This window comes from Candidatus Blastococcus massiliensis AP3 (assembly GCF_000582785.1).
Classification (GTDB): Bacteria; Actinomycetota; Actinomycetes; order Mycobacteriales; family Geodermatophilaceae; genus Blastococcus; species Blastococcus massiliensis.
In genome coordinates this window covers 1,663,522-1,679,192 of record NZ_HG931173.1, presented here as the reverse complement: position 1 = coordinate 1,679,192, position 15,671 = coordinate 1,663,522, and the positions used below count along the sequence as shown (strand labels likewise).

The window sequence follows — 15,671 nt, the reverse complement described above, 5'->3', positions numbered from 1 at the left end:
GCCGCGTTGCAGCACGGCTGCCGTCACCGCACGGCGGCGCGCCTCGCGCGTGCGGGGCCGACCTCGCGGTGTGGTGGTGTGCCGCGCGGTGGACGACGGGAGGTGCGGGTCAGGCGGCGGCTGCGGGAGCCGGGGCGGTCTCCGGCGTGCGGACGGCGTCGACGGTCTCCGCGCTGTCGGGCACGGCGAGCGCCACCGGGGCGGTCGTGGAGTGCCGGCTGCGCACGGCCCAGCGGGCGACCAGCCCGGCCAGGACGACGAGGCCGGCGACGGCGTGCTGCCCGGGATGCGCGAGCGCGACGGCGATCGCCGCGGCATAGACGACGGAGAGCAGCAGCGTCGGGACGGGCAGGCGCGGAAGGTGCAGGGGCACGGCAGGACCTCCGGGGGAGGCGCCCCGCCGGCCGGCGACCGGAAGGCTGGCGGTCCGGTCGCCGGCGCGGCGACGGCGCGGTGGGACGAGGAGCAGACCCGGAAGGCCTACGTGAGCATGTCCTTGGCCTTCTGGAGCATGTTCTTCGTGTCGGTCTGCGGCGTCGGGTACAGCCGCGGGTCGCCCGGGGGCAGGATCGGCGCATCGGCGGTCGCCTCGATGGGGCGGGCCGCGTAGGTGGCACGGCCGTCGTACGAGGGGCCGCTGGCCCAGCGACCGGATGCGGCGTCGGGGCCGTCGGAGGCGTCGATGAACGTGTAGCCCAGGTCGCCGACCTCCTCCTCGAGCGGGAACGCCTCGGGCACCGGCACACCTTCGAGGCCGTCCTCCTTCAGCTCCTCGAGCGCGTGCAGCCACTGCTGCTGGTGGTAGTGGTCGCGGGTGACGAGGAACCGCAGCATGTCCTTCACGCCCGGGTCGTCGGTCATGTTGTAGAGCCGGGCCACCTGCAGCCGACCCTGCATCTCGGCCGTGGCGTTGTACATGAAGTCGGCGTACAGGTTGCCGCTGGCGGTCACGTAGGCGCCGGTCCAGGGGTTGCCCATGCTGTCGATGTAGGAGGCGCCGGCTCCGTTGACGATCGCGTGCTGCGGGTTGTGCTGTCCGTAGCCCGCGGCGGCTTCCTTGCTCCGGTCGGCGGCGTCCGGCTTGAGCGGGATGTGGTCGAGGAGCCGGTCGATCATCGTCACGATCATCTCGACGTGGGCGAGCTCCTCGGTGCCGATCGCGAGGAGCAGGTCCTTGTACTTGCCGGGCAGGCGGCAGTTCCAGCCCTGCAGCAGGTACTGGGTGGCGACGGTCATCTCGCCCCACTGACCGCCGAGGACCTCCTGCATCTTGCGGGCGAAGTCCGGGTCGGGACCGTCGGGCTTGGCCTCGTACTGCAGGGCGTGGGTGTGCGTGAACACGGGCTCTCCCCAGGTCGTCGTCGCGCCACCGCCGGTGCGGTGACACCGGGGAACTGCCCGGGCACCGTGGCCCGCCCGTGCCGTCCCCTGGCCCAGGCGTGCCAACCTCAGCGATCCCGGAGGAACACGGTGAGCGTGAACTCCGACCCGTCGTCCACCCAGGACAGCCGGCCGCCGAGCTCGCGGGTCTGCCGCTGCACCGACCACAGCCCCAGCCCGGTCAGGTCCAGCGGCGGACGGGTCTGCCGGAGGTGGCCCACCACCCGGTCGACGGGGACGCCGGCCTGCGACAGGGCGAGGTGCACCCATCCGGTCCGCCGGCCGATCTCCAGGCGCACCGGCCGGCCCTCCCCGTGCCGGTGGGCGTTCTCCAGCAGGTTCGTGAGGATGCGCTGCACGCGGGCGTCGGCGACGGGGACCTCACCTGCCCCGTCGCGCACCTCGACCGTGAGCAGCCTCCGCGGCAGCCCGGCGGCCCCCACGGAGGCGGCGACGACGTCGCGGAGCAGTCGCGGACCGGTGCGGCGCAGCGCTCCTCCGGCGGCGTCGGCGGTGCGCAGCATGGAGGAGAGCTGCGCGGTCTGGGCGCGGGCGAGCTCGAGCAGTTCCCGCGCGCGGTCCGGCGGCCCGTCCAGCGAGCCGAGCGCCGCCTCCAGCGAGGCGAGCGGGCTGCGCATGTCGTGACACAGGGCGCGCAGGACGGCGTCCTCGGGAGTGGGCTCGTCCGCCGCGTCGACGCGCGACGAGCGCCGGGGCAGGTGGGCGCGCAGGACCCGCGCCAGATCGGCGAGCAACCCGCGGGCGGGGTGCGGAATCGGTGCGTCAGCAGCGAGGGTCACGGGCATTCCAGGGTGGAGCCGGTCAGCGACGCCGGGGGACGACGGCCGACAGGAGGGTGATGTCGGAGATCGACGGCGCGCTCGCTGCTGAACGCGGTGGCCCGGTGGACGTGGTGGTGGTCGACGACCACCCCCTGTTCACCCGGGGGCTGGGCCTGCTCCTGCCGGGCCTGAGCGGCGGCAGGGTGCGGGTCGTGGGGACGACGGACGACGCCTCGGCCGCGGCCGCGCTGGTGCGCCGGCACCACGCCGACGTGGCGATCGTCGACCTGCACATGCCCCCACCGGGGGGAACCAGGGCGATCGCCGCGATCCGCCGGGCAGACCCGATGGTGCGGGTCGTGGCGCTCTCAGGCCTGGCGGAGGCCGACGCCGCGATCGAGGCGCTGCGGGCGGGTGCGGCGGGCTTCCTGCCGAAGACTGCCGACCCGGAATCCCTCGTGCGGCCGTTGCTCGCCGTCCTGGACGGCTGGTCGGTGCTGCCCGAGGCGCTGCTGCGGCAGCTGCTGGAGGAGGCCACCCCGACCGGCGAGCAGGGCATCGCCGACCAGCTCACCGCCGATGAGCGCCGGCTGTGGCGGCTGATCGCGGACGGCACCAGCACCGTGGACATCGCGACGACGCTGCACGTGTCGGAGCGGACCACGAAGCGGCTGGTCGCCCACCTGCTGCGGCGGCTGGACGTGACCACGCGGGTCGAGGCCGCCGCGCTGGCCGGCCGCGTCGGGCTCGGCAAGGACTCCGGCGCGCGCGCCCGCCCGGCCGGCGGCTGGGCCGGGTGAGCCGGACAGGACCTCATCGCGGGCGCAGCTACCCGCCCGGGTGATCGTCACGCCTCGATCAGGAACGGTTCGTCTCGACTTCGCCGGAGGTGCGGGGCAGGAGCTGCTCGGCCCACGGCTCCGACGCCGCCACCGCGAAGGGGGCGACGTCGTCGGCGGACATGTCGAGGGCGATGTAGCCGCCGCGCCCGGCTCCCACGCAGGCGACGACGGAGGCCAGCCCCGCCCGGCGCTGGAACCACGACTGCTGCACCTGCCAGCCGACGACCGCCCGCCGCTCCAGGACCGCCCGCTCGCGCACCAGCCAGCCGACGCGGACGGCGAAGGACCGTGCGCCGGCGGCGTGCCCCAGGGAGGCAAAACGCCCCAGGCCCAGCGGCACGCCCAGCACGGTGAGGACGACGCCGGCCAGCAGCAGCGGCCACCAGCCGGCGGTCACGGTCAGCACCGCTCCGGCGGCGGTGACCAGCAGTCCGCCGCCCATGGCGCGGACGATCCGCCGGCGCCGGGCGGCGGCGGGATGGCGGGTGAGCGGGCCGGGGTCGTCGACTAGCCGCCGGGCGAGCCGCTCGGCCTCCGCGCGTGGTCCGAGAGGGAGCAGCTGCCCGCGGCGCTGGGCGTCCCCGAGGCCGGTGACCAGGCCGTTGACCCGGGCCGCGCCGACCAGCCGCATCCCGGCCCCGTCGGCCACGGCGACGCCGCGGATGCGGTCGATCTCCAATTCGGTGTGCCGCCGGGTGAGCAGCCCGCGCACGGCCACCAGCGATCCGCCGCGCCGGACCAGCCGGAACCGCCAGTTGACGACGGCGGCGCCGATCACCGCGCCTCCCGCCAGCAGGGCTATGGCGACCGCCGCGAGCGCCAGCGCGACGAGGGGCGAGTCCAGCGACGGCCCGTCCAGGTCGGGCAGCACGCTGTCGGGCACCTCGTCGACGACCCGGGACAGCGCGCCGACGGCGGCCAGCGGCACGGCGAGGTAGCCACCGACCAGGGGCGCGTAGAGCAGCCAGCGGTTGCTGAAGCGGGCGAACTCCTCCTCGGGCTCCTCGGGTTGCTCGGCCGGGGCTCCTTCCGGCATGCGGCCCGGGTCCTCGGGACCGGCCGCCGGAAGGCGACTGCGCTTGGTGAGCACCGCCGTCCGCAGCCGGTCGCCCTCGTCGCGGGGGACGCCGTCGATCAGGAGTTCCTCGTCGGCACCCGCACCGCGCCCCGCGCTGCTCGTACCACCGGCAGCGGCGTCGATGCGCACCCGCACCAGCCCCAGCAGCCGGTGCACCGGAGGGGCCTCGATCTCCACCCCGCGGATCCGGTCGTTCGGGACGGTGCGCACGGACCGCGACACCAGCCCGCGCGTGACGACGACGGCGCCGGGCCCGTCGAGATAGCTGAACCGCCACCAGGTCAGCGCCGCCGTCCCCAGGGAGACCAGCGTGACGGCCGCGACGAGTCCGACGACGGTCCAGCGGCCACCGCCCAGCCCGACCGCTGCCAGCGCCGGGATCGCGTACGGGACGAACCTTCGGGCCTGGCGGAACGTGACGGTGTGGACCAGGACGACCCGCGGCGACGTCCGGCGGGCCGGCGGCGGGAGCGGCGGCGGAACCGGGGCCGGCCAGGTCATGTCGCCTGGTCCCGGGTCCGTTCGGCGCGCTCGGCGAGGTCGGCGGCGACCCGCTGGGCGACCCCGTGCTCGAGGTGCCAGATGTGCACCGTGCCCTGGCTGGAGGCGGTGAACACGGCGACCGTCGCCAGCCCGAACATCTGCTGGAGCAGGCCGCGGGTGACGTCGACGGTCTGGATGCGGGAGACCGGCACCAGCGTCCAGGTCTGGCTGAGCCAGCCGGTGCGGGTGAAGACGGCGTCCCCGGTGACCTCCCAGCGGTAGACCCGGTGCTTGAGCCACGGGCGCACGACGATGCTGACCAGCGCCTCCAGGACGGCGACGACCGGGACCGCCCAGCGCAGGAAGGGGACCGGCCCACCGAGGTCGCCCGGCACCCAGACGAGCAGCGCGATGACGACGACCGCGGTGACGGCCGCGCTGATCAGGCTCTCGGTCACCCACAGCCCGATCGCCGAGCGGGGCAGCGACCACGCGGGTTCGCGGACGTGGGCGGTGGTCATCGGGAGTCATCCTCGCAGCCCGCGCCGCTCCGGCGGGTCGTGCCACGATGGAGGGCGTGATGCCGCAGCAGGTCCCGACCGTGTCCGTCAGCGAACTGCCCCAGGACGCCGTGGTCCTCGACGTCCGCGAGGACGACGAGTGGGTGCACGGCCACATCGAGGGCGCGACGCACATCCCGATGGGCGACGTCCCGAGCCGGCTGGACGACCTGCCGGAGGGCGACCCGCTCTACGTGACCTGCCGCAGCGGCGGCCGCTCCGCGCGGGTGGCCGCCTGGCTGAACCAGAACGGCTTCGACGCGGTGAACGTCGCGGGCGGCATGGGGGAGTGGGAGGCCGCCGGCAAGCCCATGGTCAGCGAGACCGGCGAGCCCCCCTTCGTGCGCTGACCCCACGGGACTTTCGGCGCCGAAAGTCCCGTGAGAGTCGCTCAGAAGTCGAGGAGCTCCTCGAGGATGCTCTTGCGGCGCTTCTTCTTGGCGTACTTCTCGTCGTAGCCGCGGCCGTAGTAGCGCTCGTCGTAGCGGTGCTGGCCGTAGTTCCGAGGGTCCCGGTCGTACGGGTCCGGCACCGGCGGGCGCGGCGCCTGCGGAGGCGCGACGGGGCGGCCCTCCTCGGCGTCGAGGTACGCGCGCTCGGCGGCGATGAGGTTCTCCAGCTCACCGCGGTCGAGGAACAGGCCCTTGCACTCGGTGCACTGGTCGACCAGGACGCGGTTGCGCTCGTACTGCGCCATCACGTTGTGGCACTTCGGGCACAGGAGCTGCATGGACGTCAGGCTACCTGCGCCCCACGATCCACCTGCTCGTCCGCGGTGGAGCGGACCGCTGTACCGCGGACGAGCAGGTCAGGCCTTCAGTTCGTACTCGGCGAACTTCGCGCGCAGGTCCTTCTTGGAGAACTTGCCGACGCTGGTCTTGGGCACCTCGTCGATGAACTCCACGGCGTCGGGCAGCCACCACTTGGCCACCAGCGGCTTGAGGTGCTCGAGGATCTCCTCCTCCGTCACCGTCTCGCCCTGCTTGAGGACGACGCAGGCCAGCGGTCGTTCGTCCCACTTCGGGTGCTTCACGCCGACCACCGCGGCCTCGGCCACGGCCGGGTGGCTCATGATCGCGTTCTCCAGGTCGACCGAGCTGATCCACTCGCCGCCGGACTTGATGAGGTCCTTGGTGCGGTCGGCGATGCGGATCGAGCCGTACTCGTCCATGGCCGCGACGTCACCGGTCTTCATCCAGCCGTCGTCGGTGGCGAGCACGGTGCCGGCGTCGGGGTTGTAGTACTCCTTGGCGCACCAGTTCCCGCGCACCTGCAGCTCACCGGTGGCGGCGTCGTCCCAGGCCTGCGGCTCGAGGGTGTCGGCGTCGACGATCCGCGCCTCGACACCGAACAGCGGGACGCCGGCCCGGGCGCGCACGTTCGCCTTGGTCTCGTCGTCGGCGTCCTCGTACCGCTTGGGCAGGATGCCCGACGACGCGACCGGTGAGGTCTCGGTCATGCCCCAGGCCTGGAGGATCGGCAGGCCGACCTGCTCGCGGTAGGCCTCGCTCAGTGCCTTGGGCACCGCCGACCCGCCGCAGCCGATCTCGCGCAGCTTGTGCGGCTGCCCGGCGAGGTGGGGGAGCACGCCCTGCCAGATGGTGGGGACGCCGGCGGTGAAGGTGACGCCCTCGTCGACGATCAGCTTGGCGAGGTTCTCCGGCTGCATCATCGGGCCGGGGAAGACCAGCGCCGCGCCCGCGGCCGGGGCGGCCTGCGCGATGCCCCAGGCGTTCGCGTGGAACATCGGGACGACGGGCATCGCGACGTCGCGGACGCTGAGCCCGAAGGCGTTGGGGGAGAGCGCCGCCATGGTGTGCAGCACCGTCGAGCGGTGCGAGTAGACGACGCCCTTGGGGTTGCCGGTGGTGCCGCTCGTGTAGCACATCGAGGCGGCCAGGTTCTCGTCCCGGACGTCGAACTCGACCGGCTCAGCCGCGGCCAGGAGCGTCTCGTAGTCGCTGATCCGCGGGTCGTCGGGCAGCTCGGCGTCGCCGCCGTCCTCCATGACGACGACGTGCCGGACCGTCGTCATCGTGTCCACGAGCGGCCAGAACAGGCCGAAGACCGAGCGGTCGACGAAGACGACCTCGTCCTCGGCGTGGTTGGCGATGTAGGTGAGCTGCTCGGGGAACAGCCGGATGTTGAGGGTGTGCAGCACGCGGCCGGTGCAGGGCGCGGCGAAGTAGAGCTCGAGGTGCCGCTGGCTGTTCCAGCCGAAGGTCGCCACCCGCCCGTCGGCGCTGATGCCGAGGGTGTCGAGCACGCCGCCGAGCCGGCGGGTCCGGTCCGCCCACTCGCGATAGGTGCTGCGGGTGACCCCCTTCGGCCCGTTCGTGACGATCGGGACGTCGCCGTAGTGCTGCTCGGCGTGGCGGAAGATCGTGTCGATGGTGAGGGGGCTGTCCTGCATCAGGCCGCGCATGGTCCGGATCCTGCCAGTGACCCGGCTCACCTTCCAGTGCCGGCCCCCAGGGACGCCGGTGGCTCCCTGCGGCCGCCGAGTCATGCGAACTCGTGGTGATCGGCCGCTGATGGCCACGAGTTCGCATGTCTCGGGGCAGGGCACCGGCCGAGCGCCTGTCCGGGGGCCGCTCCGACCCACCTACGCTGGCGCGCATGGCTTCCCGCAAGCGCACCACCGCTCCCGCTGCCGCGCCCGAAGGCGTCAACCCCAAGGCTCCGTGCCCGTGCGGGTCGGGCCGCCGCTACAAGCACTGCCACGGCTCCGGCTACGCGCCCCCGGTGATCCGCTCCTTCGAGGGCCTGCCCGGCGAGGCGGACTGGGTGGCGCTGCGCGAGCTGGTGCCGGCGGCGACGGCGGCGCTGCGGACGACGGACGGCCGCGACGTCACGCTCGCGAGCGTGCTGCCCGGTGGAACGCCGGCGCTGGTGCGGGAGAGCGGTGAGATCCTCCTGGGGGTCCAGCTCCAGGCCTCGTCCGACGACGTCAGCCGCGACATCGGCACCGCCCTGGCCGCCGCGCTCGAGGCGCCGGCCGGTGCGCCGGTCGACCCGGGCCCGATCGGTGGCGCGGGCTCGGCCGGGCCGCGCCTGCAGGAGCTGCTGGACCTCACGGCGCCCTTCGAGGTGACCGTGCACGAGGACTTCGGGTTCTGGCTCGAGGGCACCGACGCCGGTGCGGCCGCGCAGGCCGGGCTCCAGCACGCCAACGAGTCGATCCTGCCCACCGTCCGCCTGGCCGGGCTCGAGGCCGCCTACTGGGTGCGGCCCGGCTCCGAGCGCGCCCATCTGCGCTGGGTGCGTCCGGAGCGCGAGGAGCAGCTGCTCGACGCGCTGGCCCGGCTGCGCGCGGCCGGGGAGCCGATGCTGCTGGGCGAGGGGATCCGCTACGCCGGCGCCTTCCGGGCCCACGGGCTCGTCGTGCCGGTGTGGGACCTGCCCGCCGACGCACCCGCCGAGGACTGGATCGAGCCGGCCACCCAGTGGCAGGCGCGCCTGGAGCAGGCGCTCACCGTCACCGAGCCGCTCGACGCCGACGAGCGCCGCGCCCGCGCCGGCCTGCTGTCCCGCCAGATCACCATCCGCTAACCGCTGGGGACTTTCGGCGCCGAAAGTCCCCCGAAGCCCGGGGACTTTCGGCGCCGAAAGTCCCTGGGGTGCTTCAGATGCTGCGGATCAGGTGGCGGACGAAGCCGGCGCCACGGTGCAGCGCCGCGATCGAGATCCGCTCGTCGGCGGCGTGCAGGGCCGCCAGTTCCTCGCGGGTCACGTCGAACGGCATGAACCGGTAGACGCTGTCGCAGATCTGGCTGAAGTGCCGCGAGTCGCTGGCCTGCACCATCAGGTACGGCGCCACCACCGCGTCGGGGTAGGCCGCCTGCGCGGCCGCGGCGACCAGCGCCCAGGCGTCGTTGTCGGTCCGCGAGACCGGCGAGGGGTCGTTGCCGGTCAGCACGCGCAGCTCCACCGACTCGTCGCCGATCACTTGGCGCAGCCGGTCCACGGTCGACTGCACGGTCTCGCCGAGCGCGATCCGGATGTTCAGGTGCGCCGACGCCCGGGTCGCCAGCACGTTGGAGGCCTTGCTGCCCTCCAGCCGGGTCACCGCCACCGTCGTCCGCACGAGGGCGTTGGCCTCGCGCCCGGCGCGGGAGAGGACCGTCGCCAGCACCGGGCCCAGCGCACGCGCGTTCGCGAACACCGCGCGCAGCGGGCCGGGCGCGTGCCGGCCGGCGGCGTCGACCATGCCGAGGACGACGTCGTTGAGGCGGGCGGGGAACGGCTGCGCGTCGACGGCGAGGATGGCCTTCGCCAGCCGCGCCGGTGCGCCGCCGGGGAGGGGGGAGGCCGCGTGCCCGCCCGGGTCGGTGGTGACCAGCTCGACGTTGAGGCTGCCCTTCTCGGCCAGTCCCACGACGGCGATCTGCCCGGGGACGCCCGGGAACATCCCGGTCACCACCGCGCCGCCCTCGTCGAGCACGGCCCACGGCGTGATGCCGCGCTCGGTGAACGCCGCGACCGCGAGCTGGGCGCCGACGCCGGTGACCTCCTCGTCGTTGCCGAAGGAGAGCCAGACGTCGCGCCGGGGCGTGCAGCCCTCGGTCACGAGCGCCTCGACCGCCTCGAGGATGGCGACCATCGAGCCCTTGTCGTCGATGGCCCCGCGGCCGTGCACGACGCCGTCCTCGATCAGCCCGGAGAACGGGTCGCGGCTCCAGGCCTGGCCCTCCACGGGGACGACGTCGTAGTGCGCCATGAGCACCAGCGGCGGCTCGTCGGTGGTCCCGCGCCAGCGGTACAGCAGCGCGCCGTCGCCCAGCTGCTCGCGCTCCAGCGTGGCGTGCGTCCGGGGGTACAGCTCGGCCAGCCGGGCGCGGTACTCGGCGAACGCCGCCTCGTCGATCTGTGCGCGGTCCCGGTAGGAGACGGTGGGGATGCGGATGAGCTCGGCCAGGCGGGCGGCCGCGCCGTCGGCGTCCAGCCCGCTGAGGTCGACCGGGGCGCCGGAGGCTTCCGCGGGGCGGAAGCGGGACACCCGCCGGGCGGTGGCGCCCGCGGCAGCGGCGGCCGCTGCCGCACCGGCCAGGACGAGGGGACGACGCATGCTGGCTCCTCGGGTTCGTCTCACAGGGGGTCGCGGGAGACGGGGCAGGACATGCACCGCGGGCCGCCCCGGCCGCTGCCGAGCTCGGAGCCCGCGATCCGGATGACCTCGATGCCGGCCGCCTCGAGTGCTGCGTTGGTGACCGTGTTGCGCTCGTAGCCGACCGTCAGGCGCGGGGCGAGCGCGAGGGTGTTGTTGCCGTCGTCCCACTGCTCGCGCTCGGCGGTGACGGGGTCCAGGCCGGTGTCGATGACCCGCAGCTTGTCGATGCCCATCGCGGCGGCGGCCGCCTCCACGAACGGCTGCGGCCCGGTCACGGTCAGCTCCACCGGATCGGCGTCGTCGGCCACCCCGTCCGGGGCCGTGACCGTCCACGCGCTCAGCGAGTCGGCGACCGCGGGGTACATGACCAGCGCGTCGACGTCGACCATCGTGGCGATGGTGTCCAGGTGCATGGTGGCCCGCTCCTGGGCGATCGGGACGACGAGCACCGTGTGCGCCAGCCCGCGGGCGAACACCCGCCGCGCCAGCCGTTCGGCGCCGCCCGGCGTCGTCCGCTCGCCGACCCCGACCGCCAGCACGCCCGGTGCCAGCAGCAGGACGTCGCCGCCCTCGAGGTGCTCGAGGTTCGCGGCGTAGAGCTGCTCGGCGCCGGCGAAGCGCGGGTGGTGGGTGTAGACGGCGGCGGTGATCGTGCTCTCGCGGTGCCGCGCCGGCATGGCCAGCGACGTGACCGCGACCTCGTCGCCGATCCACACCGACGAGTCGCGGGTGAACAGCAGGTTGGGCAGCGGGGGGACGACGAAGTCCGCGCGGTCCATGACCTCGTACGCCAGTCCCCGCCCGCCGCGCAGCTCGTCGTGGGCGAGCCCGCCGATGAGCGTGGCGGCCAGCGCCTCGGGATCGAGCCAGGCCAGGTGCCGGGTGGCGGCCCGCTGCAGGGTGGCGCCGAGGCGCGGGTCGTCGACCGCCGCGCCGATGAGCTCGGCCCGCGCGGAGGGGAACGAGAGGACCTCGGTGAGCAGCCGGTCGAGGTAGAGGACCTCGACGCCCCGGGCGGTCAGCGCCGCGGCGAAGGCGTCGTGCTCCTCCTGGGCGCGATCCACCCACGGGACGCCGTCGAAGAGCAGCTCGTCGTTGTTGCGCGGCGTCAGTCGTCGCAGCTCGTTGCCGGGCCGGTGCAGCAGCACCGTCCGCAGCGTGCCGACCTCGCTGCTGGCGCCCATGGCCGGGGACGGGGTCATGATCAGAAGGCTGGCACAGCCGGTGCGCCGGAGTACCGCGGGGCGGCCGCGACCCGCTGGTTAGTGTGCGTATCCGGGCCGGCAGCGCTGCCGGGACCCGTCAAGCGGAGGTGCGACGTGGACCTGTTCGACCTGACCGGCAAGGTGGCCGTGGTGACCGGGGGGACCCGCGGCATCGGCATGATGATCGCCCGCGGTCTGCTTCAGGCCGGAGCGGCGCGCGTCTACATCAGCTCCCGCAAGGCCGACGCCGGCGAGGCCGCCGTCGCCGAGCTGGCCGAGTTCGGCACGGCCATCTCCATCCCGGCCGACGTCTCGAAGGAGGCGGAGTGCATCCGGCTGGCCGAGGAGGTCGGCAAGCGCGAGGAGCAGGTGCACATCCTGGTCAACAACGCCGGCGCCACCTGGGGCGAGGACCTGGAGAAGTTCCCCGAGTCGGCGTGGGACAAGGTGCTCGACCTCAACCTCAAGGCGCCGTTCTTCGTCACCCGCGCGTTCCTGCCGCTGCTGGAGAAGGCCGCCTCGCACGAGGACCCGGCCCGGGTGATCAACATCGGCAGCATCGCGGGCCTGCAGCCCTCCGCGGCACGCACGTACTCGTACTCGACGTCCAAGGCCGCGGTGCACCAGCTCACCCGCAACCTGTCCAAGGAGCTGGCACCCCGCCGGATCACGGTCAACGCCGTCGCCCCGGGACCGTTCGAGTCGAAGATGATGGCCGCCACGCTCGCCGCCGCCGGCGACGAGATGAACAAGCGGGTTCCGCTCGGCCGCATCGGGCGCCCCGACGACATGGCCGGTATCGCCGTCTTCCTGTCCTCGCGGGCCGGCTCGTACCTGACCGGCACGATCATCCCCGTCGACGGCGGCATCGCCACCTGAGGCTGCCCGCGATGATCAGGTGACCTGATCATCGGGCGTCCTCCCTCACCGCCCACCGTGAGGGAGGACGCTGCACGATCAGGTCACCTGATCGTGGCCGCCCCTCAGTCGGGGAGCAGGACGCCGGGGTTGCAGATGCCCTTCGGGTCCAGCCGCGCCTTGACCGCACGCAGCACCTCCACGCCCAGCCGCCCGATCTCCCGCTCCAGCCACGGCCGGTGGTCGGCGCCGACGGCGTGGTGGTGGGTGAGCGTTCCCCCCGCGGCGAGCATCGCGTCGGTCGCGGCCCGCTTGGCGCCCAGCCACTGCTGGATCGGCAGCGCGTCGTCGCGGTCGGCGAGCACGGTGAAGTACAGCGAGGCGCCGGTCGGGTAGCCGTGCGAGAGATGCGTCATCACCAGCGGACGGCGTCCCGAGACGGTCAGCGACTCGCGCAGCGCCCGCCGGACGGCGTCGTAGACCGTGGGCAGCGCCGACCAGGTGGCCGCCGTCTCCAGCGTCTCGACCAGCAGGCCGGCGTCCAGCAGGGAGTCGCGCACGTAGGGCGCCCCGAACCGGTGCCGGCGCCACGACTCCCCGACGGTGCGGCCCACCCGGATCGCGCCGCCCTCGCGCAGCAGCGCGGAGCCCGCCCGCTTGCGCGCTCGCACGATCTCCGGCAGCCCCTCCCAGCCGACGACGAGCAGGCAGCCCTCGCCGTGCCCCCGTGCGCGCAGCATCCGGCGCAGCATCCGGGCGCCCGCGCCGCCGGCGTTGAGCAGGTTGGCCCGCGTCTCGTCGCCGTCGGAGAGCCGGACGACGTCGGGCAGCAGGTCGTGCCGCGCGAGCCGCTGCAGCGCGGCCAGCCCGGCGGCCCAGGTGCGGAACGACCACCCCTCGTAGGCCGTCGTCGTGGGCTTCGGGCGGACCCGCAGCGTCACCTCGGTGATCACCCCGAGCGTCCCCTCCGATCCGAGCGCGAGGCCCAGCAGGTCCGGGCCCGCGGCCGACGCCGGCGGGTGCCCGAGCTCGAGGACCCCGGACGGCGTCGCCAGCGTGAGCCCGGCGACCAGCTCGTCGAACCGGCCCACGCCGGTGGAGGCCTGCCCGGAGCTGCGGGTCGCCGCGTAGCCGCCGATGGTGGCGAACTCCCAGCTCTGCGGCAGGTGGCCGAACGTCAGCCCTTCCCGTCCCAGGGCCTCCTCCAGCGCCGGCCCGCGCATCCCCGGCCCGACCGTCACCAGCGACGAGGGCACGTCGAGGTCCTGCACCGACGCCATCCGGCCCAGGTCGAGGACCACCGCCGGGCGGTCGTCGGGATCCACGCCGGCCAGCCCGCCGACCACGCTCGTCCCACCGCCGAACGGGACGACGACGACGTCGTGCTCGCTGCACACCGCGAGCAGGGCGGCGGTCTCGTCGGTCGTTCCGGGCAGCACCACGGCGTCCGGGGCGTCCGAGGCGTCCCCTTCCCGGCGGCGCAGCAGGTCCAGGTAGCTCTTGCCGCCGGCCCGGCGCAGCCTCGACTCCCGGTCGGTGCGCACGTTCTCCTCGCCCACCACGCCGGCCAGGGCGGCCCGGGCGGCGTCGGGCAGCCGGGACGGCGTGAGCCGGATGTCGTCCACCGCGACCGGCGGCGTGCGCCGCGGCGTCCAGCCCAGTTCGCGGGCCAGATGGCGGCGGGCGGCCTTGGGCAAGGTCGCCTCGAGAGCGGGCGCGCGGTCCCCCGTGGAGTCGGTGGAGCCGTCGGCGGGGTGGGGACCCCAGCCCTGGATCGTCAGTTCCGGCTGTTCGGGCACGGCTACAGTCTGCCGGTGCCGATGCGATGCGGATCACGGTGATCGGTTCCCTGTCGGCCGGGCAGCGTTCGCGCGACCTGGCCGACACCGCGGGATCGCTGGTCGACGTCGTCGTGGTGGGCGGCGGGGTGACCGGCGCGGGCGTCGCCCTGGACGCTGCTGCCCGCGGGTTGTCGGTGGTCCTGCTGGAGCGCACCGACCTGGCCGCGGGCACCAGCCGCTGGTCGTCCAAGCTGGTGCACGGCGGGCTGCGCTACCTGGCCCACGGGGAGATCGGGCTGGCGCGGGAGAGCGCCCGGGAGCGCGCCGTCCTCATGGGCACCACGGCGCCGCACCTGGTGCGCCGGTTGCCGTTCCTCATCCCCGATGCCGCGGGGCGCGACGTCAGCGCGCTGGGTGCGGTCGGTGGCCGGCTCGGTGACCTCGTCCGGCTGTCGGTCATGGGCGGCCGCGGGTCGCTGCCCTCCACCCGGCGGGTGGGCGCCGACGAGGTCGGGCGGCTGGTGCCCGGGGTCCGCCCGGGGCGCGGCGGGGTGGTGTTCTGGGACGGTCAGCTCGTCGACGACGCCCGGCTGGTCGTGGCGCTGGCGCGCACCGCCGCGGCGTACGGCGCCCGGATCCTCACCGGCGCCACGGTGACCGCCGTCGACGGCGCCACCACGCCCCCGCTCGGCTCCGCCGAGGTGCACGCCGACCTCGACGGCGAGGCGTTCACGCTGCGCGCGCGGGTCGTCGTCAACGCGGCGGGCGTATGGGCGCAGCGGCTGGCTCCGGGCATCCGGCTGGTGCCCTCCCGCGGCTCGCACCTGGTGCTGCGGGCCGACCGGCTGGGCTCCCCGTCGGCGGCGCTCACCGTGCCGCTGCCCGGCTCCCGGTCGAGGTACGTCTTCGCGCTGCCGCAGGCCGACGGCCTGGTCTACCTGGGCATCACCGACGAACCGGTCGAGGGGCCCGTCCCCGACGACGACCCGCAGCCCTCGGACGGCGAGGTGCAGCAGCTGCTCGACACCGTCAACCAGGTGCTCAGCGACCCGCTCACCAGCGACGACGTCGTCGGCCGCTACGCCGGGTACCGCCCGCTGGTCCTGCCGGAGTCCGCGGGGACGGGGCCGGGTGACGCGACCGCCGACCTCTCCCGCAAGCACCTGCTGAGCTGGGACGGACCGGTCCTCACCGTGGTCGGCGGCAAGCTCACGACCTACCGCGCGATGGCGGAGGAGACGGTCGACGCCGTCGTCGCCCGGCTGGGCGGGAACGCCCGGTCCACCACGCCGCGCCTGGCCCTGATCGGGGCGGCGCCGCGGCCCGCGCTGGAGCGCCTGTCCGCGCCGGCCCGCCTGGTGGCGCGGTACGGCACCGAGGCGACCGAGGTGGAGTCGCTGGGCCCCGACGTCGTGGCGGCCGGCCGTCCCGAGACGGTGGGGGAGCTGCGCTTCGGCGTCCGCCACGAGGGGGCCCGCACGGTCTCCGACCTGCTGGACCGGCGCACCCGCATCGGCCTGGTGCCCGAGGACCGCGCGCGGGCGGTGCCGGTGGCGGAGCGGGTGCTGGCCGAGGAGCTGCGTCCCGCCTGA

The 15,671-nt window shown here is 74.6% G+C and carries 15 protein-coding genes; 5 read left to right on the top strand and 10 right to left on the bottom strand.

Going from position 1 to position 15,671, the window contains the following annotated elements; all coding sequences use genetic code 11:
- Positions 1 to 109: 109 nt before the first annotated feature.
- From BN344_RS08270 to BN344_RS08260, 3 genes are all read right to left on the bottom strand, one after another.
- Positions 110 to 373, bottom strand: a complete 264-nt coding sequence (locus BN344_RS08270) for a hypothetical protein (RefSeq protein ID WP_231486593.1) — start codon at positions 371 to 373, stop codon at positions 110 to 112.
- A 107-nt stretch (positions 374 to 480) separates the two neighbouring features.
- On the bottom strand, positions 481 to 1,341 hold the full coding sequence (locus BN344_RS08265; RefSeq protein ID WP_040337661.1) for a manganese catalase: 861 nt from the start codon (positions 1,339 to 1,341) through the stop codon (positions 481 to 483).
- 107 nt (positions 1,342 to 1,448) lie between these two features.
- Positions 1,449 to 2,186, bottom strand: coding sequence for a sensor histidine kinase (locus BN344_RS08260; RefSeq protein ID WP_231486592.1), 738 nt, complete (start codon positions 2,184 to 2,186; stop codon positions 1,449 to 1,451).
- A 53-nt stretch (positions 2,187 to 2,239) separates the two neighbouring features.
- Between BN344_RS08260 and BN344_RS08255 the strand changes: the two genes are divergently transcribed.
- Entirely contained in the window at positions 2,240 to 2,962 is a 723-nt protein-coding gene (locus BN344_RS08255) for a response regulator (protein WP_051515643.1), read from the top strand.
- A 58-nt stretch (positions 2,963 to 3,020) separates the two neighbouring features.
- Here BN344_RS08255 and BN344_RS08250 read toward each other — a convergent pair whose 3' ends face one another.
- Positions 3,021 to 4,583 carry a PH domain-containing protein gene (locus tag BN344_RS08250; protein ID WP_051515642.1) on the bottom strand — a complete coding sequence of 521 codons (1,563 nt, stop codon included), beginning with the start codon at positions 4,581 to 4,583 and terminating at the stop codon, positions 3,021 to 3,023.
- On the bottom strand, positions 4,580 to 5,086 hold the full coding sequence (locus BN344_RS08245) for a PH domain-containing protein (RefSeq protein ID WP_040337659.1): 507 nt from the start codon (positions 5,084 to 5,086) through the stop codon (positions 4,580 to 4,582). Before BN344_RS08245 ends, BN344_RS08250 begins: the two co-directional genes overlap by 4 nt.
- A gap of 59 nt (positions 5,087 to 5,145) precedes the next feature.
- On the opposite strand from BN344_RS08245, the gene BN344_RS08240 reads away from it, so the two are divergent.
- Positions 5,146 to 5,475 (top strand): rhodanese-like domain-containing protein, encoded by a 330-nt coding sequence (locus BN344_RS08240; protein WP_231486638.1) that lies wholly within the window; start codon positions 5,146 to 5,148, stop codon positions 5,473 to 5,475.
- Between the two features lie 41 nt (positions 5,476 to 5,516).
- Here the strand turns inward: BN344_RS08240 and BN344_RS08235 are convergent, their stop codons facing one another.
- Both BN344_RS08235 and BN344_RS08230 read right to left on the bottom strand, forming a co-directional pair.
- Entirely contained in the window at positions 5,517 to 5,855 is a 339-nt protein-coding gene (locus BN344_RS08235; protein WP_040337657.1) for a TFIIB-type zinc ribbon-containing protein, read from the bottom strand.
- Between the two features lie 78 nt (positions 5,856 to 5,933).
- Positions 5,934 to 7,550 (bottom strand): long-chain fatty acid--CoA ligase, encoded by a 1,617-nt coding sequence (locus tag BN344_RS08230; protein ID WP_040337656.1) that lies wholly within the window; start codon positions 7,548 to 7,550, stop codon positions 5,934 to 5,936.
- A 194-nt stretch (positions 7,551 to 7,744) separates the two neighbouring features.
- On the opposite strand from BN344_RS08230, the gene BN344_RS08225 reads away from it, so the two are divergent.
- On the top strand, positions 7,745 to 8,677 hold the full coding sequence (locus tag BN344_RS08225) for a DUF5926 family protein (RefSeq protein WP_040337655.1): 933 nt from the start codon (positions 7,745 to 7,747) through the stop codon (positions 8,675 to 8,677).
- A gap of 73 nt (positions 8,678 to 8,750) precedes the next feature.
- Here BN344_RS08225 and BN344_RS08220 read toward each other — a convergent pair whose 3' ends face one another.
- Positions 8,751 to 10,193, bottom strand: a complete 1,443-nt coding sequence (locus tag BN344_RS08220) for a M20/M25/M40 family metallo-hydrolase (protein WP_155858788.1) — start codon at positions 10,191 to 10,193, stop codon at positions 8,751 to 8,753.
- 20 nt (positions 10,194 to 10,213) lie between these two features.
- A complete protein-coding gene (locus tag BN344_RS08215) occupies positions 10,214 to 11,437 on the bottom strand; it encodes an arginine deiminase (RefSeq protein WP_197022256.1) in 1,224 nt (407 codons plus the stop codon).
- 117 nt (positions 11,438 to 11,554) lie between these two features.
- Between BN344_RS08215 and BN344_RS08210 the strand changes: the two genes are divergently transcribed.
- Positions 11,555 to 12,319 carry an SDR family oxidoreductase gene (locus BN344_RS08210; protein WP_040337653.1) on the top strand — a complete coding sequence of 255 codons (765 nt, stop codon included), beginning with the start codon at positions 11,555 to 11,557 and terminating at the stop codon, positions 12,317 to 12,319.
- A gap of 104 nt (positions 12,320 to 12,423) precedes the next feature.
- On the opposite strand, the gene BN344_RS08205 is transcribed toward BN344_RS08210, so the two are convergent.
- The gene (locus tag BN344_RS08205) at positions 12,424 to 14,097 is read right to left on the bottom strand and encodes an FAD-binding oxidoreductase (protein ID WP_040337652.1); all 1,674 of its coding nucleotides are present in this window, start codon (positions 14,095 to 14,097) and stop codon (positions 12,424 to 12,426) included.
- Positions 14,098 to 14,123: 26 nt separating this feature from the next.
- Here BN344_RS08205 and BN344_RS08200 point away from each other — a divergent pair, with 26 nt between their 5' ends.
- Complete coding sequence (locus BN344_RS08200) at positions 14,124 to 15,671, top strand: glycerol-3-phosphate dehydrogenase/oxidase (protein ID WP_040337651.1); 1,548 nt, start codon at positions 14,124 to 14,126, stop codon at positions 15,669 to 15,671.